Annotated in this window: 24 protein-coding genes, 2 rRNA genes and 1 riboswitch; of the genes, 13 read left to right on the top strand and 13 right to left on the bottom strand. The window is 40.5% G+C overall.

What is annotated here, in order from left to right:
- The first annotated feature begins 160 nt into the window (after positions 1 to 160).
- Positions 161 to 1,324, top strand: coding sequence for an iron-containing alcohol dehydrogenase (locus tag U9R83_RS24670; RefSeq protein WP_042991836.1), 1,164 nt, complete (start codon positions 161 to 163; stop codon positions 1,322 to 1,324).
- Between the two features lie 44 nt (positions 1,325 to 1,368).
- Here the strand turns inward: U9R83_RS24670 and mnhG are convergent, their stop codons facing one another.
- Genes mnhG through U9R83_RS24635 form a run of 7 tightly spaced genes read right to left on the bottom strand, consistent with a single transcriptional unit; the run spans position 1,369 to position 7,122 of the window.
- A complete protein-coding gene (mnhG, locus tag U9R83_RS24665; protein ID WP_013085304.1) occupies positions 1,369 to 1,731 on the bottom strand; it encodes a monovalent cation/H(+) antiporter subunit G in 363 nt (120 codons plus the stop codon).
- Positions 1,715 to 1,999, bottom strand: coding sequence for a Na(+)/H(+) antiporter subunit F1 (locus U9R83_RS24660; protein WP_013059595.1), 285 nt, complete (start codon positions 1,997 to 1,999; stop codon positions 1,715 to 1,717). Before U9R83_RS24660 ends, mnhG begins: the two co-directional genes overlap by 17 nt.
- Positions 2,000 to 2,476, bottom strand: a complete 477-nt coding sequence (locus tag U9R83_RS24655) for a Na+/H+ antiporter subunit E (RefSeq protein ID WP_042991837.1) — start codon at positions 2,474 to 2,476, stop codon at positions 2,000 to 2,002.
- 6 nt (positions 2,477 to 2,482) lie between these two features.
- Entirely contained in the window at positions 2,483 to 3,967 is a 1,485-nt protein-coding gene (locus tag U9R83_RS24650) for a Na+/H+ antiporter subunit D (RefSeq protein ID WP_042991838.1), read from the bottom strand.
- Complete coding sequence (locus tag U9R83_RS24645) at positions 3,957 to 4,298, bottom strand: Na(+)/H(+) antiporter subunit C (protein WP_013059592.1); 342 nt, start codon at positions 4,296 to 4,298, stop codon at positions 3,957 to 3,959. The genes U9R83_RS24650 and U9R83_RS24645 overlap by 11 nt, the downstream gene beginning before the upstream one ends.
- Positions 4,298 to 4,720, bottom strand: a complete 423-nt coding sequence (locus U9R83_RS24640) for a Na(+)/H(+) antiporter subunit B (RefSeq protein WP_013085301.1) — start codon at positions 4,718 to 4,720, stop codon at positions 4,298 to 4,300. Before U9R83_RS24640 ends, U9R83_RS24645 begins: the two co-directional genes overlap by 1 nt.
- A complete protein-coding gene (locus U9R83_RS24635; RefSeq protein WP_328575447.1) occupies positions 4,717 to 7,122 on the bottom strand; it encodes a Na+/H+ antiporter subunit A in 2,406 nt (801 codons plus the stop codon). Before U9R83_RS24635 ends, U9R83_RS24640 begins: the two co-directional genes overlap by 4 nt.
- A 214-nt stretch (positions 7,123 to 7,336) precedes the next feature.
- Between U9R83_RS24635 and U9R83_RS24630 the strand changes: the two genes are divergently transcribed.
- From U9R83_RS24630 to U9R83_RS24620, 3 genes are all read left to right on the top strand, one after another.
- Entirely contained in the window at positions 7,337 to 7,585 is a 249-nt protein-coding gene (locus U9R83_RS24630; RefSeq protein ID WP_328575446.1) for a hypothetical protein, read from the top strand.
- 245 nt (positions 7,586 to 7,830) lie between these two features.
- The gene (locus U9R83_RS24625) at positions 7,831 to 9,180 is read left to right on the top strand and encodes a glucose-6-phosphate isomerase (protein WP_028412606.1); all 1,350 of its coding nucleotides are present in this window, start codon (positions 7,831 to 7,833) and stop codon (positions 9,178 to 9,180) included.
- A gap of 100 nt (positions 9,181 to 9,280) precedes the next feature.
- Positions 9,281 to 9,685: a YugN-like family protein gene (locus U9R83_RS24620; protein ID WP_014457925.1), complete on the top strand. Its 405-nt coding sequence runs from the start codon at positions 9,281 to 9,283 to the stop codon at positions 9,683 to 9,685.
- Between the two features lie 9 nt (positions 9,686 to 9,694).
- On the opposite strand, the gene U9R83_RS24615 is transcribed toward U9R83_RS24620, so the two are convergent.
- From U9R83_RS24615 to cdaS, 3 genes are all read right to left on the bottom strand, one after another.
- Entirely contained in the window at positions 9,695 to 10,483 is a 789-nt protein-coding gene (locus tag U9R83_RS24615) for a potassium channel family protein (RefSeq protein ID WP_014457926.1), read from the bottom strand.
- A 67-nt stretch (positions 10,484 to 10,550) separates the two neighbouring features.
- Positions 10,551 to 10,934 (bottom strand): VOC family protein, encoded by a 384-nt coding sequence (locus U9R83_RS24610; RefSeq protein WP_014457927.1) that lies wholly within the window; start codon positions 10,932 to 10,934, stop codon positions 10,551 to 10,553.
- Positions 10,935 to 11,031: 97 nt separating this feature from the next.
- Positions 11,032 to 11,658 carry a sporulation-specific diadenylate cyclase CdaS gene (cdaS, locus tag U9R83_RS24605; RefSeq protein ID WP_028412605.1) on the bottom strand — a complete coding sequence of 209 codons (627 nt, stop codon included), beginning with the start codon at positions 11,656 to 11,658 and terminating at the stop codon, positions 11,032 to 11,034.
- A 313-nt stretch (positions 11,659 to 11,971) separates the two neighbouring features.
- Positions 11,972 to 12,074, top strand: a riboswitch (SAM riboswitch).
- A gap of 254 nt (positions 12,075 to 12,328) precedes the next feature.
- Here cdaS and U9R83_RS24600 point away from each other — a divergent pair.
- From U9R83_RS24600 to U9R83_RS24570, 7 genes are all read left to right on the top strand, one after another.
- Positions 12,329 to 13,042, top strand: coding sequence for a phosphoadenylyl-sulfate reductase (locus tag U9R83_RS24600; protein WP_028412604.1), 714 nt, complete (start codon positions 12,329 to 12,331; stop codon positions 13,040 to 13,042).
- A gap of 19 nt (positions 13,043 to 13,061) precedes the next feature.
- A complete protein-coding gene (locus U9R83_RS24595; protein WP_028412603.1) occupies positions 13,062 to 14,141 on the top strand; it encodes an inorganic phosphate transporter in 1,080 nt (359 codons plus the stop codon).
- Positions 14,142 to 14,193: 52 nt separating this feature from the next.
- Entirely contained in the window at positions 14,194 to 15,345 is a 1,152-nt protein-coding gene (gene sat, locus U9R83_RS24590; protein ID WP_116736988.1) for a sulfate adenylyltransferase, read from the top strand.
- 12 nt (positions 15,346 to 15,357) lie between these two features.
- The gene (cysC, locus tag U9R83_RS24585; protein ID WP_014457932.1) at positions 15,358 to 15,957 is read left to right on the top strand and encodes an adenylyl-sulfate kinase; all 600 of its coding nucleotides are present in this window, start codon (positions 15,358 to 15,360) and stop codon (positions 15,955 to 15,957) included.
- A gap of 91 nt (positions 15,958 to 16,048) precedes the next feature.
- The gene (gene cobA / locus U9R83_RS24580; RefSeq protein WP_014457933.1) at positions 16,049 to 16,828 is read left to right on the top strand and encodes a uroporphyrinogen-III C-methyltransferase; all 780 of its coding nucleotides are present in this window, start codon (positions 16,049 to 16,051) and stop codon (positions 16,826 to 16,828) included.
- A gap of 13 nt (positions 16,829 to 16,841) precedes the next feature.
- A complete protein-coding gene (locus U9R83_RS24575) occupies positions 16,842 to 17,609 on the top strand; it encodes a sirohydrochlorin chelatase (protein WP_042991840.1) in 768 nt (255 codons plus the stop codon).
- Positions 17,590 to 18,198: an NAD(P)-binding protein gene (locus tag U9R83_RS24570; protein WP_226556337.1), complete on the top strand. Its 609-nt coding sequence runs from the start codon at positions 17,590 to 17,592 to the stop codon at positions 18,196 to 18,198. The genes U9R83_RS24575 and U9R83_RS24570 overlap by 20 nt, the downstream gene beginning before the upstream one ends.
- 27 nt (positions 18,199 to 18,225) lie before the next feature.
- Here U9R83_RS24570 and U9R83_RS24565 read toward each other — a convergent pair whose 3' ends face one another.
- From U9R83_RS24565 to U9R83_RS24555, 3 genes are all read right to left on the bottom strand, one after another.
- Entirely contained in the window at positions 18,226 to 18,903 is a 678-nt protein-coding gene (locus U9R83_RS24565) for an MgtC/SapB family protein (RefSeq protein ID WP_042991842.1), read from the bottom strand.
- 119 nt (positions 18,904 to 19,022) lie between these two features.
- Positions 19,023 to 20,609 (bottom strand): AMP-binding protein, encoded by a 1,587-nt coding sequence (locus U9R83_RS24560; RefSeq protein WP_115655017.1) that lies wholly within the window; start codon positions 20,607 to 20,609, stop codon positions 19,023 to 19,025.
- A 243-nt stretch (positions 20,610 to 20,852) separates the two neighbouring features.
- The gene (locus tag U9R83_RS24555) at positions 20,853 to 21,047 is read right to left on the bottom strand and encodes a hypothetical protein (RefSeq protein WP_013059575.1); all 195 of its coding nucleotides are present in this window, start codon (positions 21,045 to 21,047) and stop codon (positions 20,853 to 20,855) included.
- A gap of 350 nt (positions 21,048 to 21,397) precedes the next feature.
- Here U9R83_RS24555 and U9R83_RS24550 point away from each other — a divergent pair.
- A 16S ribosomal RNA gene (locus U9R83_RS24550) occupies positions 21,398 to 22,949 on the top strand.
- A 225-nt stretch (positions 22,950 to 23,174) separates the two neighbouring features.
- A 23S ribosomal RNA gene (locus tag U9R83_RS24545) occupies positions 23,175 to 26,110 on the top strand.
- Together the 16S and 23S rRNA genes form the textbook arrangement of a ribosomal RNA operon.
- Positions 26,111 to 26,179: the final 69 nt, after the last annotated feature.

Genomic DNA, 26,179 nt, shown 5'->3' with positions numbered 1-26,179 from the left:
CATATTTACTTTTGGAAGATACAGACAAATAAACGTTGATTTGGATGGGGTGAGCGTCTAGTCAACAGGGAATAATCTTTAGGAAGTCAATTTTCTTTACAATCAAAAAGTTGTTCTTCATAATGATGCATGTAATCAAGCTCGTAAGGAGGAGTTTATAGTGAACAATTTTACATTTTATAATCCTACAAAATTAATTTTTGGTAAAGGTCAATTAGAGCAATTAAAAACAGAAGCAAGTCGCTTTGGTAAAAAGATATTATTAGTATACGGCGGAGGAAGCGTAAAACGCAGCGGTTTATACGATCAAGTAATGGATGTACTGAATGATATGAATGCAGAAGTACATGAGTTAGCGGGAGTAGAGCCGAATCCTCGTCTGACAACTGTTCGCAAAGGAATCGATATTTGTAAAGAAAACGGTATTGAATTTTTACTTGCAGTTGGTGGAGGAAGCGTAATCGATTGTACAAAAGCAATCGCAGCAGGCGCAAAATATGATGGAGACGTATGGGACATCATTAACCGCGACGCATTCGCAGCTGAAGCTCTTCCATTTGGAACAGTGCTGACATTAGCAGCAACAGGTTCAGAAATGAATGCTGGTTCTGTTATTACAAATTGGGAAACACAAGAAAAATACGGCTGGGGCAGTCCGGCAACATTCCCTCAATTCTCTATTTTAGATCCAGTTAATACATTTACTGTACCAAAAAATCAAACAGTTTATGGCATGGTTGACATGATGAGCCACGTATTTGAACAATATTTCCATGCTGCAACAAATACGCCGCTTCAAGATCGCATGTGTGAAGGAGTACTGCAAACGGTTATTGAAACGGGACCAAAATTATTAAACGACTTAGAGAACTACGAGTTACGTGAAACGATTTTATACAATGGTACCATCGCATTAAACGGTATGTTACAAATGGGACACCAAGGCGATTGGGCTACTCACAATATTGAGCATGCGGTATCAGCTGTATATGACATTCCACATGCGGGTGGACTCGCAATTTTATTCCCGAACTGGATGAAACACGTAATGGATGAGAATGTAGATCGCTTCAAGCAAGTAGCTGTACGCGTATTTAACGTAGATACGGAAGGCAAGACGGATAAAGAAGTAGCACTTGAAGGTGTTGATAAGCTTCGCGAATTCTGGTCAAGCCTAGGTGCACCAACTCGCTTAGCTGATTATGATATTGGTGAAGACAAATTAGATCTTATGGCTGATCGTGCGATGGCTAAAGGTGAATTTGGTAAATTTAAAAAATTAAACAAAGAAGATGTACTAGCAATCCTACGCGCTTCTTTATAAGATTCTCGATAAAAAACGCCGTGCAAACCGCACGGCGTTTTTTTCTATTCATGATGGGTAAGCTTTTTCTGCTGTTTGGTTTTCAAATCATCCCGAACGGTTTTATCAGAAAGAGGAACTCCGCTGTAATAAGCCGCTCTTCCTAGTAAATGCCCAGCAATAGGAGAGGTGATAAACACAAAGACAATCGCTAAAATTAACCGTGCACTAATATGGCCAGTGTCAATCCAAAAGTAGAGTAAGCAGCCCACTAATATAAACAGGACGCCTAAGGTAGCACTTTTGGAGGCAGCGTGGCTTCTTGTATACGTATCAGGCAAGCGAATAAGCCCAATCATAGTCACAACTGTCAGAAGAGACCCTATTAGTACCAAAGCTCCTACAATGATTTCACTGATCACGTTCATATTCAATCACTTCTCCTTTCTCTAAAAACTTAGAAAAAGCAACGGTACCTACAAAGGCTATGATACCTAGCAGTAAAATGACTTCGAAAAAAGCCTGGGTTCGAAAAATAATCGAGATGATGGCCGTGATAGCAATGATGTTAATTCCGATAGCATCAAGGGCCATTGCTCGATCAGCAGTTGACGGACCTTTTACCACTCGATAAACAAACCCAATAGTTGAAGCAGAAATGAGAATGAGCGAAACGTTTAAAAAAATATCGAGCATTTAACGACTCACCTCCATAATAGCTTTTTCGAATGTTTGCTGAATATCTGTAATAATGTCATCAATATCGTCTGTATTGATTGCATGAATATAGATAGTAGAATTATCATCTGACACATCCATCACTAGTGTGCCTGGCGTTAGCGTAATTAAAAGAGAAAGAATGGTAATTTCCCATTCACTCTCCAGACGGGTTGGCATTGCAAAGATGGCTGGCTGAATATTTAATTTAGGGCGCAATACGTCTTTAGTAACTGCAATATTGGCTTTGAATAATTCTCGTATGAAAATAAACAGCAGCTTAATAATCGCACACACTTTATGCAAGTAAAAACGCCTGTGAAAAAAACGGCGGAAAACAAACAGCAGTACCGCTCCCCAGAAAAAACCTATAATAAAGGAAGGGAGTGTCCAAATCCCTCTCAAAAACATCCATGTGAATGCAATGATTACGTTTAATAATAGTTGAAATGACATGCAGATCTACTCCTTTAACACCGATTGGATATAAATTGAAGGATCCATAAGCGTTTGAGCGGCTGTTGACACATAAGGAATAACAGCTTCTGCACCTAGTCCTAAAAAGACAGAAACAGCAAGTAAGATAGCGGATGGGTATAGAATACCTTTAAGGGATACTTTTTCATGCTCAGAAGAAAGCTTAGGTTCACCCCAGAAGCAGCTCATGAAAATCTTAATGGCAGAATATAAAACAAGCAGGCTTGAAACTAGTAAAACTCCTACAAACGTGTAGCTCTCTGATTCTAAGCCGCCCTGAACTAAAAGGAATTTTCCAATAAAGCCGCTTAGGGGAGGAATTCCTGCCAACGAAATAGTAGCGATAAAAAACATCCAGCCAAGCAGCGGATAGTCTTTAATTAACCCACCCATTTTCTTTAATTTTGTTGTTCCAGTTATTCGAATGATGCTTCCAGCAAGAAGGAAGAGAGCTGCTTTAATAATCATGTCGTGAATTAAATAATAAATGGCTCCTTCAAAACCTGCTTTTGTTGTTAAAGTTACACCGTAGACAATGACTCCGACAGCAATAATAATGTTATAAATTAAAATTTTATTCACATCCGAATAAGCAATGGCGCCTACTGCACCAACAACGATAGTCAAAAGCGCAACGTAGCCGATAATTTGATGAGTGAATTCAGGATGATGGTAAAACAGTAAAGTGAAAGTCCTGAAAATCGAATAAACGCCTACTTTTGTGAGCAAAGCACCAAACAACCCGATGATCACGGGTGGAGGCGCACTATATGAACCTGGAAGCCAGAAATACATTGGAAATAAAGCTGCTTTTAAGGCAAAGACGATAAATAAAAGCATGCCAATGGTTGTTAAAATCCCCGGCTGGTTCGCCTCAGCAATTCGCTGTGAAAGGTCCGCCATGTTGAGAGTTCCTGTTACGGCATATAAATAAGCAACGGCAATGACAAACAAAGCGGATGAAATGACATTGACTAAAATATACTTAAGAGACTCTCGAAGCTGTGCTTTTGTACCGCCAATTACAATAAGAGCGTACGAAGACATAAGCATGACTTCAAAAAAGACAAATAAGTTAAAGATATCACCTGTTAAGAAGGCACCGAATACGCCTACTAATAAAAATTGTACAAATGAATAAAAGTAAAAGCGTTCACGCTTTTCCCCAATTGTTTGAAAGGCAAAAAGAACGCAGCATAGTGTTACCACACTAGCAGTAAGTACGAGAAGGGTCGCGAACATGTCCGCTACTAGAATAATTCCAAAAGGAGGTTTCCAGTTCCCAAGCTCGTGAGTTAAAACACCTTTTGATTGAACCAACTGTACTAAATATGCAGCAAAAGCAGTGGTGGTGATTAATGATAAAACACTGATTATCCTTTGAAGTTTAATATTGTCTTTGAAAAAAATGAGCACAACACCTACAACAAACGGGATAAGCAGTGGGATAATTACAAAATTACTCGTCATGTTCATTTCCCCTTAACTTGTCCATATCGTCTGTTCCGAGTTCTTGATAAGCCCTGTAAGCTAGTACAAGGAAAAAAGAAGTGACGCCAAAGCTTATGACAATGGCAGTTAAAATTAGTGCTTGAGGTAAAGGATCTGTATAAGAAGAAGCCTTTTCTCCCAGAAGGGGAACACTCCCCCCTTTTAATCCGCCCATCGTTAAAATCAACAGGTGAACACCGTGGCTTAATAAGCCTGTTCCAATAATAATTCGCAGTAAACTGCGGGATAACATGAGATATACAGCGGCAGTGAATAGAATCCCTGCCACTATGGACATTAATATTTCCACTATTCACTCTCTCCAATCGTTTGAATAATGGTCATCGTAACACCAACAACTACTAGATATACGCCTAAATCAAACAGTACAACGGTAGCTAAAGATGTTTTCCCGAGAAGGGGAAGGTTAAAGTAGCTGTACGTGTGAGTGAGAAAGGGAACTTTGAAAATAAATGATCCCAGCCCGGTTAAAATAGCTAGCAGTAGGCCGGAAGCCGCAACCTTCTTATAATCAAATGGGATGACTTTCGATACGGTTTTTATATCGAAAGCCAGCAGTAGTAATACAAGGGCAGCTGAGGTAGTAAGTCCCCCAACAAACCCTCCTCCAGGTGTATAATGACCTGCAAAGAAAAGATGAATGGCAAAAATGATAATAATGAATGTGACTACTTTCGTTGTGGTTTGTAGTATCAAATCATTTTTTTTCACTCTTCTTCCTCCTTTGTTAACCGAAGACGAATCATGCCATAGATAGCAAGAGCTGCTATACAAAGTACGGTAATTTCAAATAATGTATCAAATCCGCGGAAGTCAACAAGAATCACATTCACCATGTTTTCGCCGCCTGCTTTTTCATAACTGTTTTCAATAAAGTAATGTGAAATCGATTCAAATAGTTTTGTACTGTTTGCTGATATGCCAAGCAATGTAACGGTCGTTCCTACAAGAAGGGCAACCAGTAAGTTTGGCAGTTGAAACTTCACCCTTACTTTTCGCTTCCGAAACTCCGGCAAGTAGTAGAAACATAGTAAAAACAGTGATACTGATACAGTTTCAATAACTAATTGAGTCAAAGCTAAGTCAGGAGCACGGAATAATACGAAAAATAAAGAAAGCGTATACCCGACAACTCCCAGCGAAATAATGGCTGTGAGGCGTGATTTTGCCAATAAAGTTGTAATAGTAGCCGCAACCATTACAACTGCTAGTATGGCTTCATAAACGCCGATAGAAGCAGTATCTTTTAGATCAATCGCAAAGGCATTCTGAGAAAAGAGCGTTACGAGAATTAAAATGCCTATGAAAGTAAAAATAATTAAAAGATAGTCTCTAATAAATCCTGTCATTAATGTTTTCATGATACGTGTTGAGCCTTTTTCCATCCCTTTAATGCCATAATTATATCCGTTGTTAAGCGTTAAAGAAGAAGGAAATCGTGTATAAATTTTTGACCACTTTTGAAGCGTCATAAATAACAAAACACCAAATGTGATGACCCCTAGCGTCATAAATAATTCTGGCGTAAAGCCGTGCCAAAATTTAATATGCACTTGATATTCTTTACCTTCAGCTAGCAGGCTAGGTGCGATAGAGGCCATTGTTGGCTCAATAAGGGTTGATTCTAATAAATTAGGAGCAAAGCCAAAAATAACAACCAGCGATGCTAAAATAACAGGTGAAATAAGCATGCCTACTGGTGCTTCATGCGGCTTCTTCTCCAACTTTTCGGGCTGGTATTTGCCTGTAAAGGTTTTAAAGACAAGAATCATACTATAGACGAAAGTGAAAATACTTCCCACCCAAGCGATGATAGGCAGCAAAATTCCCCACGTCTGCATGCTATACATATCCATTTTTGTCACGTTTACCATGCCTGTAAAAAACATCTCTTTACTTAAAAATCCGTTAAAGGGAGGGAGACCTGCCATTGAAAATCCCCCGATGATAGCAATGGTAAATGTCACAGGCATGAAGCTCATTAACCCGCCTAACTTTCTAATGTCACGCGTGCCTGTTTCATGATCGACAATGCCTACTACCATAAACAAGCTGCCTTTGAAGGTAGCGTGGTTAATCAAATGGAAAACCGCTGCAGTAAGAGCCACTAAGTAGATATTATCGTCTAAAAAATCATAGTGAATAGCTGCGCTACCTACTCCTATAAGTGACATAATCATCCCAAGCTGACTAATTGTTGAAAAAGCTAAAATCCCTTTCAAGTCTTGTTGCTTTACTGCTGAAAACGAGCCCCAAAACAGTGTAATTAGTCCTGTGATTGAAATAACAAAAAACCAAGTGGCGCTTATAGCAAAAACAGGGCTGAGTCTTGCTAAAAGATAAATTCCCGCTTTTACCATTGTAGCTGAATGAAGGTATGCACTCACTGGGGTTGGAGCTTCCATTGCATCTGGCAGCCAAATATGAAAAGGAAACTGAGCAGATTTTGTAAAGGCCCCTAATAAAATGAGGACTAGAGCTGGAATAAATAGATGACTTGATGTGACCACATCTACGTTTGAGATAATTTCGCGTATGCTGAAAGTACCTGTCATGACGTATAAAAGCACAATTCCTGCTAATAGGGAAAGTCCTCCGAATACGGTAATGAGCATAGATTTTAAGGCTCCGTATTGAGATTTCTCTCGTTTGTACCAATAACCAATCAATAAAAAAGATGAAAGGCTTGTTAATTCCCAAAAGCTGTAAAGACTCATTAAATTGTCTGATAATACAACTCCTAGCATAGATCCCATAAAAAGAAGCAAATAGACATAAAACGAATGCAGCGCTTCTTTTGTCTTAGAAAGATAATAAATGGAGTAAAGAATAACAAGTGTCCCAATTCCGGTGATTAACAGAGAAAATAGAAGACCGAGTCCATCCACATAAGCATCAAAGTTAATGCCCAGACTAGGTATCCATTTCATTGAATGTAGATATGTTTCCCCCTTAGAAACACCACTGATATATTGTGTGAAATAAATGAACAACACAAGTGGAAGAGGTAAAACGAACCACCCTGTATGAATACGCTGGAATTTCTTATACAGAAGCGGGACAAAAAAGGCTAATAAAAAAGGCGATAAAATCACCAAGTGCAACCACGACAAAAGACAAACCTCCTTGTGATATTCAATTCTGTAACCGATTATATAATAATTTAATTATGCATGCATCCATGCTAATTCTTAGTATCAGCAGAATTTTCAAGGCTTATTAAATAAATAGAAACTCGTCACAAAATCCATAAAAAAAACATAAAAAAATTTTTTTCGACGTATAAAAATCATGCGAAATTGTCACTCTAAGAGTGAGGTGATGGAAATGTATAGGAAACAAATAGCCATCAGTTTTCTCATTTTTACCGCACTATGTATGAGTGGATTTGTACTGAATAATCACTTGGAAATGAAAGAAGAAAACGGGATGCTAATCACTTCTAAAAGTGAAGCTGAAAATTCCAGATCAATAGACTCTTCCCTGTTAAAAGCCTCTTATAAACCGAGACAATATGTAAAGATAGGTGAAATGAACTATATTGCACCATCCGGTAAGCAAATAAAAAACGATTGAAGGCCACTCTTTAGTCGTTTTTTATTTGCTTATTATTTGCGTCATCGTGCATGAATTACGTTCTGTAATCAAAGAACATTAGTTGACTTCATAACTGAATTTATCGTTAAATAAAAGGGTACATACAATGATTGCAGTTTCAACAAACTATAATGATTGTGTCAAATTGTAAGTGGATTCACTTGAATTCAGCTAACAGTTTCGATAAAGTGGAAAATAAAGATATTTTAATGGAGGAACAGACTATGACACATGTTCGTTTTGATTATTCAAACGCGTTATCATTTTTTGGTGAACATGAACTTACATACTTACGTGATGCCGTGAAAGTAGCTCACCATTCAATTCATGAAAAAACAGGTGCTGGGAACGACTTTTTAGGATGGGTAGACCTTCCTACGGAGTATGACAAAGAAGAATTTGCACGCATTCAAAAAAGTGCAGAAAAAATTAAATCTGATTCAGATGTATTAATTGTTATTGGTATTGGAGGATCTTACTTAGGTGCTCGTGCTGCTATTGAGATGCTTCAGCATTCATTCTATAACACATTATCAAAAGAACAGCGTAAAACTCCGCAAGTTATTTTTGCTGGTAACAACATCAGCTCAACATACATGAAAGACTTAATGGATGTTTTACAAGATAAAGATTTCTCTATTAATGTTATTTCAAAATCTGGTACAACAACAGAACCGGCGATTGCTTTCCGTATCTTCCGTAAATTATTAGAAGAGAAATACGGCAAAGAAGAAGCACGCAAGCGTATTTATGCAACAACAGATAAAGCGCGCGGCGCATTAAAAACATTAGCGGACGAAGAAGGCTATGAAACATTTGTTATTCCAGATGATGTAGGCGGCCGTTATTCAGTATTAACAGCAGTTGGCTTATTGCCAATTGCCGCTGCAGGTCTTGATATCGAACAAATGATGAAAGGGGCAGCTGATGCTCAAGAAGCATTTTCATCATCAGAGCTAGAAGAAAACGCAGCTTATCAATATGCTGTAGCTCGTAATGTTCTTTATAATAAAGGAAAAACAATTGAAATGCTGATTAACTATGAGCCAGCTCTTCAATACTTTGCTGAGTGGTGGAAACAGTTATTTGGTGAAAGTGAAGGAAAAGACCAAAAAGGTATTTACCCTTCATCTGCTAACTTCTCAACGGATCTTCATTCTTTAGGTCAATATGTACAAGAAGGTCGTCGTGATATTTTTGAAACAATTGTACAAGTTCAAGATTCTCGTCATGAGCTAACAATTGAAGAAGATGCAGCGGACTTAGATGGACTAAATTACTTAGCTGGGGAAACAGTTGACTTTGTAAATAAAAAAGCGTTCCAAGGTACAATGCTTGCTCACACAGACGGAGGCGTTCCAAACTTAGTTGTAAACATTCCGGCGTTAGATGAGTATACGTTTGGATATGTTGTATACTTCTTCGAAAAAGCATGCGCAATCAGCGGCTATTTACTAGGAGTAAATCCGTTCGATCAGCCTGGAGTAGAAGCATATAAAGTAAATATGTTTGCTCTTCTTGGAAAACCTGGTTTTGAAGAGAAAAAAGCAGAATTAGAAAAGCGTTTGAAATAAATAAAAAGTTCACCTTCTTGTTAGAAGGTGAACTTTTTTGCTTTTGAGATAAAGGATAAAAAGCTGGAAAAAGGACATGTTAAAACAGAGGAGGGATAAGATGATTGAATTATCTTCAAGATTAGACGGCACATTATTCAAGCTTTATGAATTAGAAAAAACGCTTAAGCCGCTTGGGTATAACATTGGAGGAAATTGGGATTATGATCATGGTTCATTCGACTATAAGATGAATGATGAAGTCGGCTATCAGTTTTTACGTATCCCGTTTACAGCTACGAATGGAGAACTGGATTCTAAAGGAACAACCGTACAGATTGGTACGCCATTTTTACTTTCACATAAGTATCAAATTGGCCTAGATGACAATGTTCACAATGGAAACGTGGGTGCTTCATTTAATCAGTTTGCAGAACCCCAAGACGCAGACGCTTCATTTCCAGAAAAGTATATCAGCTTAGGAGAAGAGCTAATTAGAGAGGCAGAAGAGGCGCTGCTTCGGTAATTGAAGGGACTATTCTTTTCTTAAACTCTCTAATTTTTTTACAAAAATATGTTCGTACATGACCTGACTAATCAACTCGTTTGTTTTAATCATTTCATTTACCCCCAAATTTTGCGCATTTTGAATATGCTTTTTTGTTAACAGTTCAACGATGCTGTAAATAGAAGGGTTCAGTCCTTGCAGAGCGACTAGCGTAACAATAGTATTCATGTCTGCATATTCTTCTGTCTTATGCTGATCCGCAGTAATCAGCACTTTTTTTGCGTACCGAGCATTAGCAAGTTCTAATACCTCATAGTGAGAGGGACTTCCTTTAATAAAATGAACGCGATCACAGATCATGGGGTTTTTAGTCAAAGAGTCGTCGATAAGAACAATGTCTTCTTTATGAAATGCGTCGCGATAAGACTCTAACACGAGTTTGGCGCGCTCATTCCACCCCACAACGATGAAGTGATCTTTTCCATAAAACTTTAAATTCCCTTCCAGATAAGCGCTCTCAGCGGAAACAGCAATTTTAGAAAGCGTGACAAAATAAGTAGTAATAAATCCCGTTCCAATGAGGACTAAAATAATTGCAGCTAACCTTCCAATCGTAGTGGTGGGAGCAAAATCACCGTACCCTATAGTAGAGATTGTAATAATAACCCACCAAATTCCTTCAAACACATTCCCAAACGTTTGCGGCTCTAGGAAATGTATAAGCATGCCGAAAAGTAAAACAAGGCAGCCGATAATAAAAAGAAGCCGCACTAAAATAGAACGACGAAAAAGTCGAAATAATAGCCATTCCATCATAAAAATACCTCCAGTGATTAGTCATAGCCACAGTATGACCATTTTTCACTGAAGGTATAAGATATCTTTATCTTTTTACTTCGTAATATTCAATCCATTCTTTGTCTGGACCATAGAAAAATAAGTATCTTGCTCCATTTGGCAAAGTTACAATGTTTTCTTCCACAAATGAAACGCCTGCTGATTTTAAACGCTCAAACTCCTCTTCAATTCCATCTACTGCCAGCGCAAAATGATGAACTTTACCTTCATTAGGTAAGCTTGAGTTATACCCTTGAATTAACTCTACGATTACATTGCCTTCTAAACCTAGAAAAGCTAGCTTCAAAGACGGATCGGTATGTGGTAGTGTTTCGATGAGCTCTAATCCCACCTTTTGTGTATAGAACTCAATAGATTTTTCTATATCCTTTACTTGAACGCCTACATGTTCAAATTTTAAAATTGCCATATGCATCACCCGTATCTATAGTATGTAAAAACTATGAAATATATTAAAGAGAAAGGATATAGAAGTCAAGATAGGGCTGCTTATCAGGAAAGGGCTCTTAAATCATATTTTTGCTGGAGTGAATAGGGTAGAGGCTTCCATCAAGCGCAAACGAAATTTTGCCTGTTTCTTCAGATACAACTAAAATTAATGCATCCGATTTTTCTGACATTCCAATGGCTGCACGGTGACGTGTTCCCAATTTTTTGTTCGTTGAAATAATAGACGAGAGAGGTAAAACATTAGCAGCCGAAATAAGCTGATTATTTCTAATTAGGACAGCTCCGTCATGTAAGGGTGTTCCTGGATAGAACAGCGTCTCAACTAGCGTAGCGCTGACAGGAGCTTGAATAGGCATTCCTTTTTGAATAAGAGGATCTACATTTTGTTCCCGTTCAATGACAATTAAAGCGCCGTGACGTTTCTCAGAGAGGTTATGAATAGCTAAGGACAGAGCAGCATATTCAAATGTATAAGGCGATAAGTAATGACGCAAGTAATAAGAGGCGGCCGTAGCTTGAACATCTTGAAATAACCTTCTCATCTCCTCAAAATCACATAGGATACAATGATCACTCGTGTCTAAATGTTTAATTAAATTAGAGGCTTCAGTTGAAATCTGCTGTAAATATGTTCGTACATTATTTTTAATTGTATCGTCTAATTGAAAGGGTTGTCTCTCCATCTTATATAGCTCCTATCTGTCAGTCAGTGTTATCTGTAATGTGTGCTAATGTGGGTGAATTATCCGTAAAGCTTATAAATCCGCTATTAATTTTATAGAGAGATTTTGCGTTTTATTTAGCAAGAGAACATCAAAAGTTGGAGAAAAAAGAAAGCGTTTTATAAACTGATATGTTCACATTTGGGTTAAATTTACATATGTTGTTTTAAATAAAAGTATAGATATTTCTGTGAATTTAAAGTATAGTTTTCTTATCGGATATATGATTTTTAATGTTGACAAATATTCTAAATATGCTAAAATTTTTAAAAAATGCTTATCAAGAGTGGTGGAGGGATCTGGCCCGCTGAACCCCGGCAACCTGCTTAGCAAGGTGCTAATTCCAGCAAAGTGTGTATCATTTTGAAAGATAAGGTGAAAATTTATTGCCTACCCAGTCTTTCAATACGGAAGACTTTTTATTTTGATATAGCGCAAGCGATAATTTGAGAAGGGAAACCAATGACTGTAAACCCCGACTTAAAACAAATTTTTGAACACGCCGAAGCAAAGTAAGAATTAAATAGTTTCGCTGACTAGACACACTAGAGGCGGTTTTATCCAATTCTAGTGGGTAAAACCGTCTTTTTTTATTGGATAACGCGGATAACTAAGAATTGGAGTGGAGAAAATGGCAGACTTATATACGTACGAAAACTGGAGCGATACATTTCCAGAGTTCGACAGTAAAGATGAAACAAAAGGAGCCCTTTCAGCATTGCAGTGGGCGTATGATACCTACGGAGATTCAATTATTTATGCGTCAAGCTTTGGGATCGAAGGAATCGTGTTAATTGATTTAATTTCAAAAGTGAAAAAAGACGCTGAAATTGTCTTTTTAGATACAGGCGTTCATTTTAAAGAAACATATGAAGTGATTGATGCAATTAAAGAACGCTTCCCTGATTTACGTATTCATATGAAAAAGCCGGATTTAACTCTTGCAGAACAAGCTGAAAAACATGGAGATGAGCTTTGGAAGAGTCAGCCTAACTTATGCTGTCAAATTCGAAAAATCATTCCGCTAAGAGAATCCCTTGCTCCTTATGATGCGTGGATTTCCGGTTTGAGACGCGAGCAGTCTGAGTCTCGTGCCAACACGAATTATTTTAATAAAGATGAGAAATTCAAGAAGGTGAAAGTTTGTCCGTTAATTCATTGGTCATGGAAAGAAATTTGGCGCTATGTGTATAAGCATGATTTGCCGTACAACAAACTTCATGATCAAGGCTACCCAAGTATCGGCTGTGAGCCCTGTACCGCACCTGCCTATAATGTAGACGATTTACGTTCAGGAAGATGGGCGGGTACACAAAAAGTTGAGTGCGGATTACACGAATCTTAAATACGAAAGAGCTGAATAAATGATGCTTTTATATGTTGCCTTTATCATTGCGCTTTTTTTTGCAATGAATATTGGGGCAAGCGGTGCAGCAGCTGCTATGGGCGTTTCATACGGCTCCGGTGCAATTAAAAAGCGAAGAGTGGCCCTGTTCATCTGTGCTGTAGGAATTGTGCTCGGAGCTGTTACCGGAGGCGGTGAGGTGGTAAAAACCATCAGTTCAGGTATCATACCTGAAAAACTGCTGTCAGTAGAATTAGTTATTATCATTCTGGCTGCTGCAACGCTGTCACTCTTTTTCGCGAATTTGATTGGTATCCCTCTATCAACAAGTGAAGTAACAGTTGGCTCAGTTGTTGGAGTAGGAGTAGCTTATCAATCTCTGTATGTAGAAAAACTTTTAATTGTCATGTCTTTTTGGATTATTGTTCCGCTAGTTTCATTTGTCATTGCTTTTTTGATTGGGAAAGTGATAAAACGCAGAGCGCATAAAAAAGAAGCAGAGGGAAAGTGGAAAAGAGTTTTAACGATTTTAGTTATAGCGACGGGATTCTTTGAAGCCTTCTCAGCTGGAATGAATAATGTGGCAAATGCTGTCGGTCCTCTAGTAGGAGCTGGGTTAATGGATGCTACAACGGGTGTCATAGCAGGAGGATTGGCGGTGGCACTCGGAGCTCTTTTACTAGGAGGCCGAGTTATTGAAACAAACGGAAAAAAAATTACTCGCTATTCTGTAGGGGAAGGCTGCATTATTTCAGGTACTGGTGCTTCTCTTGTTACAGCAGCTTCACTGTTTGGTTTGCCAGTACCGCTTACACAGGTCACTACGTCTTCTATTATTGGGATAGGCGCAGCGAAAACGGGATTTACGAAAGAACAGCGCGAAGTGGTCATTCAAATGTTAAAGGTTTGGGTGGTATCCCCTGTATTTTCACTCGTAATCTCATATGTTCTTGTGAAATTAGTACTTGAAAGCGACTTATATTCATTTGTGGTGCTAGCTAGTGGCTGCATTGCCACAGCAGGTGTTCTAAGCTTAGCTAGAACGACTAGAAGAAAAAGAGCAAGCTTGCAGTCGGAAAAAGAAAAAATGACTGCGTGATTCAATTGCTTTTTATTATATTGTGTTAATTACTTAAGGAGGATTTTACAAAATGACAACAATTCAAGCACACGGTGGAGAATTAATTAATTTATATCAACCAACATATGACTACACTTCACTAACAAAAGAAATTGAAGTAGACAACATGGCTCTAAGTGATTTAGAACTAATTGGAATTGGTGCTTACAGCCCAATTACAGGGTTTTTAGGAGAAAAAGATTATCAATCAGTTGTTGAAAATATGCGTCTAGCAGATGGAACTGTATGGAGTATTCCTATTACTCTTCCCGTAACAGAAGAGCAAGCTAAAGAATTAAACATTGGCGACAAAGTAAAACTAGTTCAAAGCGGTGTGACATATGGTGTTCTAGAAGTTTCTGAGGTATATACGCCAAATAAAGAAAAAGAAGCGGAAAATGTGTACCGCACAGCAGAACTTGCCCACCCTGGTGTGAAGAAAATGATGGAACGCCCAAATGTATATGTAGCAGGTCCAATCGTACTTGTAGAACGTACACCTAAAACGCGTTTTGGAAAATATTACCTAGATCCAACTGAAACAAGAGCAGCATTTGAAGAACGCGGTTGGAAAACGGTTGTTGGATTCCAAACTCGTAACCCTGTTCACCGTGCGCACGAATATATTCAAAAAACGGCATTAGAAATTGTAGACGGCCTGTTCTTAAATCCTCTTGTAGGAGAAACAAAGTCAGATGATATCCCAGCAGATATCCGTATGGAAAGTTATGAAGTACTTTTAGAGAACTATTATCCTAGCGATCGTGTAGCTTTAGCAGTTTTCCCTGCCGCGATGCGTTATGCTGGACCTAGAGAAGCGATTTTTCATGCAATGGTTCGAAAAAACTTTGGATGCACGCATTTCATTGTAGGTCGTGATCACGCTGGTGTTGGTGACTACTACGGAACATATGATGCACAAAAAATCTTCAGTAACTTTACAGCAGATGAATTAGGAATTACACCTTTATTCTTTGAACACAGCTTCTACTGCAAGAAGTGTGAAGCGATGGCATCAACGAAAACGTGCCCTCATAGCAAGGAAGATCATATGATTCTATCTGGAACAAAGGTACGTGAAATGCTTCGTAACGGAGAAGTGCCACCAAGCACATTCAGCCGTAAAGAAGTAATTGAAGTGTTAATTAAAGGATTAGCAAAACAAAAAGTATCTTCAAAATAAGGAGCGGTTGAAGTGAGCAAATCAACAAACATTACGTGGCATGATGCTGGAATTACAAAAGAGGAAAGACGCGAGCAAAATAATCATCACAGTTTTGTATTATGGTTTACAGGTCTTTCGGGTTCAGGTAAATCTACCGTAGCAAACGCAGTGGCAAAAGCGCTTTTTGATAAAAATATTCGCAACTATGTATTAGATGGTGACAATGTTCGGTTCGGCTTAAATAAGAATCTAGGGTTTTCTGCTGAAGATCGTACAGAAAATATTCGCCGTATCGGTGAGGTTTCTAAGCTATTTGTAGACAGCGGTCAAGTGGTACTAACAGCATTTATCTCTCCATTCCAAGAGGACCGCGCTCAAGTGCGTGAGATCTTAGAGGGGAATGAATTTTTGGAAGTATACGTGGAGTGTCCGTTAGAAGAATGTGAAAAAAGAGATCCAAAAGGCCTTTACAAAAAAGCAAGAAGCGGAGAAATTCGTGATTTTACAGGAATTGATTCTCCGTATGAGTCACCGGCTAACCCTGAATTAACAATTAATACAAGCACACAGTCTGTAGAAGAATGTGTACAAACTGTTATTGAATATTTAGCTAACCGAAAATTTATCTAAATGACAGCGGACTTTGTCCGCTGTTCTAATTCAACTTGAAATTTGGGAGCATTGCGGAGACGTGGAAATGATGGAAGGGTGAAAGGCATTCATGGGGAAAGTATATCTAGTCGGTGCAGGGCCGGGAGATCCAGATTTAATTACATTAAAAGGGTTGAAAGCAATTCAGCAAGCAGATGTTATCTTATATGATCGTTTAGTGAATAAGGACCTGCTGGAGTATGCTAAAAGTGATGCAGATATCATTTACTGCGGAAAGCTTCCAAACTATCATACCCTCAAGCAAGAAACAATTAACAACTTTTTAGTGAAATTCGCTAAAAAAGGAAAAATTGTAACGCGCTTAAAAGGCGGAGATCCATTTGTTTTCGGACGCGGAGGGGAAGAAGCAGAAGCTCTCGTGCAGCAGGGCATTTCATTTGAAATTGTTCCAGGAATTACATCAGGCATCGCAGCTGCTGCTTATGCAGGAATCCCTGTCACTCACCGGGAATACAGCGCAAGCTTTGCTTTTGTAGCAGGCCATCGTAAAGATAGCGAGCATGATGCAATCAAATGGGATAGCCTAGCCAAAGGTGTAGATACTCTTGCAATTTATATGGGGGTGCGGAACTTACCGTACATTTGCCAACAATTAATGAAACACGGAAAAACTTCAGCTACGCCAATTGCATTGATTCACTGGGGAACATGTACGGACCAGCGCACTGTAACTGGAACTCTTGGTACAATTGTTGATATTGTTAAAGAAGAACAAATTGAAAATCCAAGTATGATTATCGTTGGTGAAGTTGTGAATTTTCATGACCGATTAAATTGGTTTGAGAAGACTGGACAGCATTACTATTCGTTTGCACAAGAAGCTTACTAAAGAGGTTGATTATATGGATGCAGTTTTATATGTTTGCCATGGCAGCCGCGTAAAAGAAGGCGCTGATCAGGCAGTTGCTTTTATTGAAAGATGTAAAAAAAATCTAGATGTACCGATTCAAGAAGTTTGTTTCCTAGAACTAGCTTCCCCCACTATTGAACAAGGATTTGAAGCGTGTATTGAACAAGGTGCTACTCGTATTGCAATTGTGCCTCTTCTGTTATTAACAGCTGCGCATGCAAAACATGATATACCTGAAGAAATACACAAAGTATATGAACGTTATCCCCAGGTAGAAGTGTTGTACGGAGAACCGTTCGGCGTGGACGAACGAATTGTTGATATCTTGGTAGAGAGAATCAATGAAACCAATGTGGATAAGCATGAAGATTCAATGGTATTGTTGGTCGGCAGAGGAAGCAGTGATCCTGCTGTAAAAAAAGATTTTAATGAAATAGCTCAACTGCTAAAAGGTAAAGGAGCTTTTAAAGAAGTGAGCACATGCTATTTAGCTGCGGCTTCCCCTAATTTAAAAGAAGGCCTGCACCTTGCGAAACAAACTTCGTATAAGCAAGTATTCGTTCTTCCTTACCTTTTGTTTACCGGTATTTTAATGAACGAAATTAAGGAAGAATTGGAGCAGTTATCAACAGATGACCAGCAGTTTATCTTAGCCAACTACCTAGGTTATCATGATGGACTTGCACGCATTTTAAGTCATCAAGTAAAAACGTTATTATCGAGCAAAGGAAATCAATACGATGTATACCGTTATGCTTGATTTAAAGGATCGTTCGGTCTTAGTAGTTGGAGGCGGAACAATCGCAACTCGTAGAATTAAAGGTTTTTTACAAGAAGGAGCAGCCATTACAGTGGTTGCTCCAACTGTTTCATCTCAAATAAATGAGTGGGAAGCTAAAGGTCAGCTGTGTGTAAAAATAAAAAAAGTAGAAGTAGAAGACTTACTTAATGTTTTTTTTATTGTTGTAGCTACAAATGATAAAGCTGTGAACGAGTTTGTTAAGCAGCATATTAAAAATGATCAGTTGGTTAATATGGCCAGCAGTTTTTCCGATGGAAATATTCAAATTCCTGCACAGTTTTCTAGAGGGAGATTATCGCTAGCAATATCCACAGATGGCGCTAGTCCTTTGTTGACAAAACGAATTAAAGAAGAATTATCTTCAAATTATGATGAGAGTTACACACAGTATACACAGTTTTTATATGAATGCAGAGTTCTTATCCACAGATTGAATGTGTCAAAGAGCCGTAAACATGAGTTATTAACAGAAATTATCGATGATCAATACCGGCTGTCTCTAGTAAAACAGAGGGAATTTTTACAACAGATTGAAAAATATAAATAAAAAAACGGCCAATTGGCCGTTTTTCATTTATACATTTTCAACTTCAATGCTACGAATACCGCTAATTTTTTGAATCTCGTAATACACTTCTGTAGTAGGACGCTGATTATTAACTGACACTTTCATACGTATATATAATTCATTGGTGTCTAAATCTTTGATTCGAATATTTTTTATCGTAATATTCTTTTCTCTAATGCTGTTAGTTGTATCAAAAATATTGTGCTTATCAGCCAGCTTGAGTTGAAGAATAAGCTCTTTCTCGCGCAGTTGCCTAGGCCCTAGAATCGTAATAAGGAAAGGGAGAAGTTCAACGCTGATGATGAGCAGTACAACTCCGGTAATAGCTTCAGGATAAAACCCTGCACCTACAGCAATGCCTATACCTGCTGCCCCCCAGATAATAGCCGCTGTTGTAAGCCCGGAGATGCTGTCATTTTCTTTTCGTAAAATGACACCGGCTCCTAAAAAACCAATTCCAGAAACAATTTGAGCAGCCAGACGAAGCGGGTCCATTGTGATATGATCACCTTTATTAAAAATTTGAGAAGACTCAATCGAAACAATCGTGAGTAAACAGCTAATAATGGAAATTACGAGAGATGTTTTTAAACCAACAGGCTTTCGTTTTAGTTCCCTTTCAATTCCAATAATAAGACCAAGTACAGCAGAAACACCTAATTTGAGCAACATTTCATTTTCCATTATTTTCACCTATTTCAATAGACATTGTTGTTTATATCTGTATGAAAGAAGAAAAACAGATATGTATCAGTATAGTAAACTTTTCTTCATAATGACAGGTGAAATTCGAAAAAATCTGATTATTTATAAAGCGCTATGATCTTTTCTTTTAATTTATATTTTTGAATCTTGCCGGATGCCGTCATGGGAAAGTCGTCTATAAAATAAATATGTTCCGGAATTTTGAAATGAGCAAGCTTACCTTTGCAAAAGTCTTTGATTTCTTGAGCGGTAAGAAAAGAATGTTGCTTGAGTTTAATGCATGCAGCAACTCTTTCTCCATACTTTGGATCAGGAATGCCGACAATTTGCACATCTTCTACCTCGGGTATTCTATATAAAAACTCTTCAATTTCTCTTGGGTAAATATTTTCGCCTCCTCTAATAATCATATCTTTTAAACGTCCCGTAATTCTTACATAGCCATCTTTATCGATGGTAGCTAAATCTCCTGTATGTAGCCAACCTTCTACAATTGTGTTTTCTGTTTCCTCCGGCATTTTATAATACCCTTTCATTGTTAAATATCCTTTTGCACAAAGTTCTCCTTGTTCTCCGAAAGAAGCTTGTTTACCTGTAACTGGATTAATAATTTGAATCTGTACATGATCATGCACTTTGCCAACCGTTTGTACTCGCCGCTCGATAGAATCAGTTGGGGTTGTTTGGGTAATTACAGGAGATGTTTCGGTTTGACCATAGGCGATAGTAATTTCGTTGATACCCATGTCATTTATGACTCGCTTCATTACTTCTGCTGGACAATTAGAACCAGCCATGATTCCTGTGCGAAGAGTAGATAAATCATATTGATTAAATTCAAGTGCATTTAATTCCGCAATAAACATAGTTGGTACACCGTGAAGCGCTGTACATTTTTCTTTCTCTACGGTGCGTAAAACAGAGGAAGGCTGAAATTCAATAATCGGTAGCATAGTAGCACCTACGGATACGCATGCTAGAACGCCCAGCACACATCCAAAACAATGAAAGAAAGGAACTGGGATACATAAGCGGTCTTCGTTAGTCAGTTTCATAGACTGAGCAACTAAAAAGCCGTTGTTTACTATATTATGGTGACTTAGCATAACTCCTTTTGGAAAACCTGTTGTTCCGGAAGTGTATTGCATATTGATAACTTCATGGATATGTAGGGATTGCTCATGCTTATCGAGAACCTCATCCGATACCATTGAGCTACTCATTAAGAACTCGTCCCAAGAAGTATGTTCGCTTGATCCACTTAAGTTTATAAGATGTTTTAGTTTGGGAAGATTATGTTCAATACCGGTGATAATAGACGTATAAGAAGTGCTTTTAAATTCATCAATGAAAAATAGCGCTGCTGTATCAGAATGACTCAATACATACTCTAATTCAGAGGATTGGTAGCTTGTATTAAGGGTAACCAAAACAGCGCCTATTCTAGCTGCTGCGAATTGCAGAAGCAACCATTCCGGCACATTGGTAGCCCAGATAGCGATATGATCGCCTTTTTTGAGACCGGTGGCTAGAAGTGCCTTTGCAACTCGAGAGGTTTCTTGATAAAACTCTGCGTACGTATAGCGAATATTTTGTTCAGAGTAGATAACCGCTTCTTGATGCCCAAACTTTTTTGTACTTTCTTTTAAAAGTTCTCCAACCGTTAATTCAAGCAATGGTTTCATTTGGTTTCCTCCTTGAATAATGTTAAAGTATATATGAAAGCGTTTTCTAAAAGTAGTTTATCAAATTTAAAGAAAGTGTTCCAAAAAATCATTCGACAAATTCCTTCACTGTCCATCGCACGTATGAAGAAGGGGGGAACTAAATTTATCGTATTGATTTCAATAAGTAAGTATACCGAATGCGAATATTGTAATAAAATAAAGAAATGTCTCCTTTTTATAAGAAGACAACGTAACATCATGTTAATAAAGAATGGTATAAAAATATGAAGTAAACAAACAAAAAATCATGCTGAATGTTGAAAGTGAAATAAATGAAAGGCCGTTGACTTTGCCTTCTTTATTAGACATTTGAATTGATTCCCAATAAGCAAGTGAAATTAAGAGAATAGACATACAAAAGGACAAATAGAGTGCAGCTGCAATTAAGGTATCCAAGTGAACGCCTCCTTGGCGGATAATGATTTAATAGACATTATGCTAGTTTGGGTCTAGATATGCTAGTATCTATTAATTGGCTAACGTTTCGTGTACGAGAAAATAGTTTTTAAAAATATATCGAAAAACTATTGCACAATAAAAGAAGGCATGGTATATTATTAAATGTCGCTAAGATGAACTGCTGAAGCAAACATCGAAGTGATAAATAAAAAAACTTGTTGACAACTAGGTTGCAACTTGTTATGATAGTAAAGTCGCTTAAGAGCGGCGGTTGAACTTTGAAAACTGAACAAAGCGACAAACGTCAACGTTAATTTTTATTTTTTAAATTGAGCAAGTCAAACATTTCTTCGGAGAGTTTGATCCTGGCTCAGGATGAACGCTGGCGGCGTGCCTAATACATGCAAGTCGAGCGAACTGATTAGAAGCTTGCTTCTATGACGTTAGCGGCGGACGGGTGAGTAACACGTGGGCAACCTGCCTGTAAGACTGGGATAACTTCGGGAAACCGAAGCTAATACCGGATAGGATCTTCTCCTTCATGGGAGATGATTGAAAGATGGTTTCGGCTATCACTTACAGATGGGCCCGCGGTGCATTAGCTAGTTGGTGAGGTAACGGCTCACCAAGGCAACGATGCATAGCCGACCTGAGAGGGTGATCGGCCACACTGGGACTGAGACACGGCCCAGACTCCTACGGGAGGCAGCAGTAGGGAATCTTCCGCAATGGACGAAAGTCTGACGGAGCAACGCCGCGTGAGTGATGAAGGCTTTCGGGTCGTAAAACTCTGTTGTTAGGGAAGAACAAGTACGAGAGTAACTGCTTGTACCTTGACGGTACCTAACCAGAAAGCCACGGCTAACTACGTGCCAGCAGCCGCGGTAATACGTAGGTGGCAAGCGTTATCCGGAATTATTGGGCGTAAAGCGCGCGCAGGCGGTTTCTTAAGTCTGATGTGAAAGCCCACGGCTCAACCGTGGAGGGTCATTGGAAACTGGGGAACTTGAGTGCAGAAGAGAAAAGCGGAATTCCACGTGTAGCGGTGAAATGCGTAGAGATGTGGAGGAACACCAGTGGCGAAGGCGGCTTTTTGGTCTGTAACTGACGCTGAGGCGCGAAAGCGTGGGGAGCAAACAGGATTAGATACCCTGGTAGTCCACGCCGTAAACGATGAGTGCTAAGTGTTAGAGGGTTTCCGCCCTTTAGTGCTGCAGCTAACGCATTAAGCACTCCGCCTGGGGAGTACGGTCGCAAGACTGAAACTCAAAGGAATTGACGGGGGCCCGCACAAGCGGTGGAGCATGTGGTTTAATTCGAAGCAACGCGAAGAACCTTACCAGGTCTTGACATCCTCTGACAACTCTAGAGATAGAGCGTTCCCCTTCGGGGGACAGAGTGACAGGTGGTGCATGGTTGTCGTCAGCTCGTGTCGTGAGATGTTGGGTTAAGTCCCGCAACGAGCGCAACCCTTGATCTTAGTTGCCAGCATTTAGTTGGGCACTCTAAGGTGACTGCCGGTGACAAACCGGAGGAAGGTGGGGATGACGTCAAATCATCATGCCCCTTATGACCTGGGCTACACACGTGCTACAATGGATGGTACAAAGGGCTGCAAGACCGCGAGGTCAAGCCAATCCCATAAAACCATTCTCAGTTCGGATTGTAGGCTGCAACTCGCCTACATGAAGCTGGAATCGCTAGTAATCGCGGATCAGCATGCCGCGGTGAATACGTTCCCGGGCCTTGTACACACCGCCCGTCACACCACGAGAGTTTGTAACACCCGAAGTCGGTGGAGTAACCGTAAGGAGCTAGCCGCCTAAGGTGGGACAGATGATTGGGGTGAAGTCGTAACAAGGTAGCCGTATCGGAAGGTGCGGCTGGATCACCTCCTTTCTAAGGATTTTTACATGACGTACGTTTTGACACTTTGTTCAGTTTTGAGAGTTCAATCTCTCAATTATAGAAAGCACACTACTTTCTTCTTATTAGATAAGAAGAATTTTGGTTGCGATTGTTCTTTGAAAACTAGATAACAGTAATTGCTGAGGAAAAGTGAAACTTTTCTTTAATCAAACCAATAAATAACACAACAATATGTTGTACCATTTATTCGCTAATGGTTAAGTTAGAAAGGGCGCACGGTGAATGCCTTGGCACTAGGAGCCGATGAAGGACGGGACTAACACCGATATGCTTCGGGGAGCTGTAAGTGAGCTTTGATCCGGAGATTTCCGAATGGGGAAACCCACTGTTCGTAATGGAACAGTATCTTTATCTGAATACATAGGATATTGAAGGCAGACCCGGGGAACTGAAACATCTAAGTACCCGGAGGAAGAGAAAGCAAATGCGATTTCCTGAGTAGCGGCGAGCGAAACGGAATTAGCCCAAACCAAGAGGCTTGCCTCTTGGGGTTGTAGGACACTCTATACGGAGTTACAAAGGAACGAAGTAAATGAAGCGACCTGGAAAGGTCCGTCGAAGAAGGTAACAACCCTGTAGTTGAAACTTCGTTCCCTCTTGAGTGGATCCTGAGTACGGCGGAACACGTGAAATTCCGTCGGAAGCTGGGAGGACCATCTCCCAAGGCTAAATACTACCTAGTGACCGATAGTGAACCAGTACCGTGAGGGAAAGGTGAAAAGCACCCCGGAAGGGGAGTGAAAGAGATCCTGAAACCGTGTGCCTACAAGTAGTCAGAGCCCGTTAACGGGTGATGGCGTGCCTTTTGTAGAATGAACCGGCGAGTTACGATCCCATGCAAGGTTAAGCTGATAAGGCGGAGCCGTAGCGAAAGCGAGTCTGAATAGGGCGTTTAGTATGTGGTTGTAGACCCGAAACCAGGTGATCTACCCATGTCCAGGGTGAAGTTCAGGTAACACTGAATGGAGGCCCGAACCCACGCACGTTGAAAAGTGCGGGGATGAGGTGTGGGTAGCGGAGAAATTCCAATCGAACCTGGAGATAGCTGGTTCTCTCCGAAATAGCTTTAGGGCTAGCCTCATGTTGTGAGAGTCTTGGAGGTAGAGCACTGATTGGACTAGGGGCCCCCAACGGGTTACCGAATTCAGTCAAACTCCGAATGCCAAAGACTTATCCATGGGAGTCAGACTGCGAGTGATAAGATCCGTAGTCAAAAGGGAAACAGCCCAGACCACCAGCTAAGGTCCCCAAGTATACGTTAAGTGGAAAAGGATGTGGAGTTGCTTAGACAACCAGGATGTTGGCTTAGAAGCAGCCACCATTTAAAGAGTGCGTAATAGCTCACTGGTCGAGTGACTCTGCGCCGAAAATGTACCGGGGCTAAACGTATCACCGAAGCTGTGGATTGACATCTTTGATGTCAGTGGTAGGAGAGCGTTCTAAGTGCTGTGAAGTCAGACCGTAAGGACTGGTGGAGCGCTTAGAAGTGAGAATGCCGGTATGAGTAGCGAAAGACAAGTGAGAATCTTGTCCACCGAATGCCTAAGGTTTCCTGAGGAAGGCTCGTCCGCTCAGGGTTAGTCGGGACCTAAGCCGAGGCTGAAAAGCGTAGGCGATGGCCAACAGGTTGATATTCCTGTACCACCTCCCCGCCGTTTGAGTAATGGGGGGACGCAGTAGGATAGGGTAAGCGCGCTGCTGGATATGCGCGTTCAAGCAGTTAGGCTGATGAGTAGGCAAATCCGCTCATCATAAAGGCTGAGCTGTGATGACGAGGGAATTATAGTACCGAAGTTCCTGATTCCACACTGCCAAGAAAAGCCTCTAGCGAGGCGGGAGGTGCCCGTACCGCAAACCGACACAGGTAGGCGAGGAGAGAATCCTAAGGTGATCGAGAGAACTCTCGTTAAGGAACTCGGCAAAATGACCCCGTAACTTCGGGAGAAGGGGTGCTCTGGTAGGGTGTATAGCCCGAGAGAGCCGCAGTGAATAGGCCCAGGCGACTGTTTAGCAAAAACACAGGTCTCTGCGAAGCCGCAAGGCGAAGTATAGGGGCTGACGCCTGCCCGGTGCTGGAAGGTTAAGAGGAGGGGTTATCCTTTGGGAGAAGCTCTGAATCGAAGCCCCAGTAAACGGCGGCCGTAACTATAACGGTCCTAAGGTAGCGAAATTCCTTGTCGGGTAAGTTCCGACCCGCACGAAAGGCGTAACGATCTGGGCACTGTCTCAACGAGAGACTCGGTGAAATTATAGTACCTGTGAAGATGCAGGTTACCCGCGACAGGACGGAAAGACCCCGTGGAGCTTTACTGTAGCCTGATATTGAATTTTGGTACAGCTTGTACAGGATAGGTAGGAGCCTGAGAAGCCGGAGCGCTAGCTTCGGTGGAGGCGTCGGTGGGATACTACCCTGGCTGTATTGAAATTCTAACCCGCGGCCCTGATCGGGCCGGGAGACAGTGTCAGGTGGGCAGTTTGACTGGGGCGGTCGCCTCCTAAAATGTAACGGAGGCGCCCAAAGGTTCCCTCAGAATGGTTGGAAATCATTCGTAGAGTGTAAAGGCACAAGGGAGCTTGACTGCGAGACCTACAAGTCGAGCAGGGACGAAAGTCGGGCTTAGTGATCCGGTGGTTCCGCATGGAAGGGCCATCGCTCAACGGATAAAAGCTACCCCGGGGATAACAGGCTTATCTCCCCCAAGAGTCCACATCGACGGGGAGGTTTGGCACCTCGATGTCGGCTCATCGCATCCTGGGGCTGTAGTCGGTCCCAAGGGTTGGGCTGTTCGCCCATTAAAGCGGTACGCGAGCTGGGTTCAGAACGTCGTGAGACAGTTCGGTCCCTATCCGTCGTGGGCGTAGGAAATTTGAGAGGAGCTGTCCTTAGTACGAGAGGACCGGGATGGACACACCGCTGGTGTACCAGTTGTCTTGCCAAAGGCATCGCTGGGTAGCTATGTGTGGACGGGATAAGTGCTGAAAGCATCTAAGCATGAAGCCCCCCTCAAGATGAGATTTCCCATAGCGCAAGCTAGTAAGATCCCTGAAAGATGATCAGGTTGATAGGTCAGAGGTGGAAGCGTGGCGACATGTGTAGCTGACTGATACTAATCGATCGAGGACTTAACCAAAACTTTAAAAGCGTAAGCTTTGCTCAGCAAACTGTTATCTAGTTTTGAAAGAATAAATCTTTCGAAAAA

The sequence above is a fragment of the Priestia sp. LL-8 genome (assembly GCF_036227845.1).
Taxonomy (GTDB): Bacteria; Bacillota; Bacilli; order Bacillales; family Bacillaceae_H; genus Priestia; species Priestia zanthoxyli.
Note: the sequence above shows the minus strand (reverse complement) of the source record. Positions and strands in the feature narration are given on the sequence as shown.

Excerpts from the sequence above, each read along its gene's own strand:
- U9R83_RS24610 (WP_014457927.1), bottom strand. The coding sequence starts at position 10,934 with ATGGCAATTTTAAAATTTGAACATGTAGGCGTTCAAGTAAAGGATATA.
- U9R83_RS24620 (WP_014457925.1), top strand. The coding sequence starts at position 9,281 with ATGATTGAATTATCTTCAAGATTAGACGGCACATTATTCAAGCTTTAT.
- U9R83_RS24650 (WP_042991838.1), bottom strand. The coding sequence starts at position 3,967 with ATGACGAGTAATTTTGTAATTATCCCACTGCTTATCCCGTTTGTTGTA.
- U9R83_RS24660 (WP_013059595.1), bottom strand. The coding sequence starts at position 1,999 with ATGCTCGATATTTTTTTAAACGTTTCGCTCATTCTCATTTCTGCTTCA.
- U9R83_RS24560 (WP_115655017.1), bottom strand. The coding sequence starts at position 20,609 with ATGAAACCATTGCTTGAATTAACGGTTGGAGAACTTTTAAAAGAAAGT.
- U9R83_RS24630 (WP_328575446.1), top strand. The coding sequence starts at position 7,337 with ATGTATAGGAAACAAATAGCCATCAGTTTTCTCATTTTTACCGCACTA.
- sat (WP_116736988.1), top strand. The coding sequence starts at position 14,194 with ATGACAACAATTCAAGCACACGGTGGAGAATTAATTAATTTATATCAA.
- mnhG (WP_013085304.1), bottom strand. The coding sequence starts at position 1,731 with ATGAACGTGATCAGTGAAATCATTGTAGGAGCTTTGGTACTAATAGGG.
- U9R83_RS24595 (WP_028412603.1), top strand. The coding sequence starts at position 13,062 with ATGATGCTTTTATATGTTGCCTTTATCATTGCGCTTTTTTTTGCAATG.
- U9R83_RS24615 (WP_014457926.1), bottom strand. The coding sequence starts at position 10,483 with ATGATGGAATGGCTATTATTTCGACTTTTTCGTCGTTCTATTTTAGTG.
- U9R83_RS24600 (WP_028412604.1), top strand. The coding sequence starts at position 12,329 with ATGGCAGACTTATATACGTACGAAAACTGGAGCGATACATTTCCAGAG.
- U9R83_RS24565 (WP_042991842.1), bottom strand. The coding sequence starts at position 18,903 with ATGGAAAATGAAATGTTGCTCAAATTAGGTGTTTCTGCTGTACTTGGT.
- cdaS (WP_028412605.1), bottom strand. The coding sequence starts at position 11,658 with ATGGAGAGACAACCCTTTCAATTAGACGATACAATTAAAAATAATGTA.
- cobA (WP_014457933.1), top strand. The coding sequence starts at position 16,049 with ATGGGGAAAGTATATCTAGTCGGTGCAGGGCCGGGAGATCCAGATTTA.
- U9R83_RS24570 (WP_226556337.1), top strand. The coding sequence starts at position 17,590 with ATGTATACCGTTATGCTTGATTTAAAGGATCGTTCGGTCTTAGTAGTT.
- U9R83_RS24655 (WP_042991837.1), bottom strand. The coding sequence starts at position 2,476 with ATGTCATTTCAACTATTATTAAACGTAATCATTGCATTCACATGGATG.
- U9R83_RS24625 (WP_028412606.1), top strand. The coding sequence starts at position 7,831 with ATGACACATGTTCGTTTTGATTATTCAAACGCGTTATCATTTTTTGGT.
- U9R83_RS24575 (WP_042991840.1), top strand. The coding sequence starts at position 16,842 with ATGGATGCAGTTTTATATGTTTGCCATGGCAGCCGCGTAAAAGAAGGC.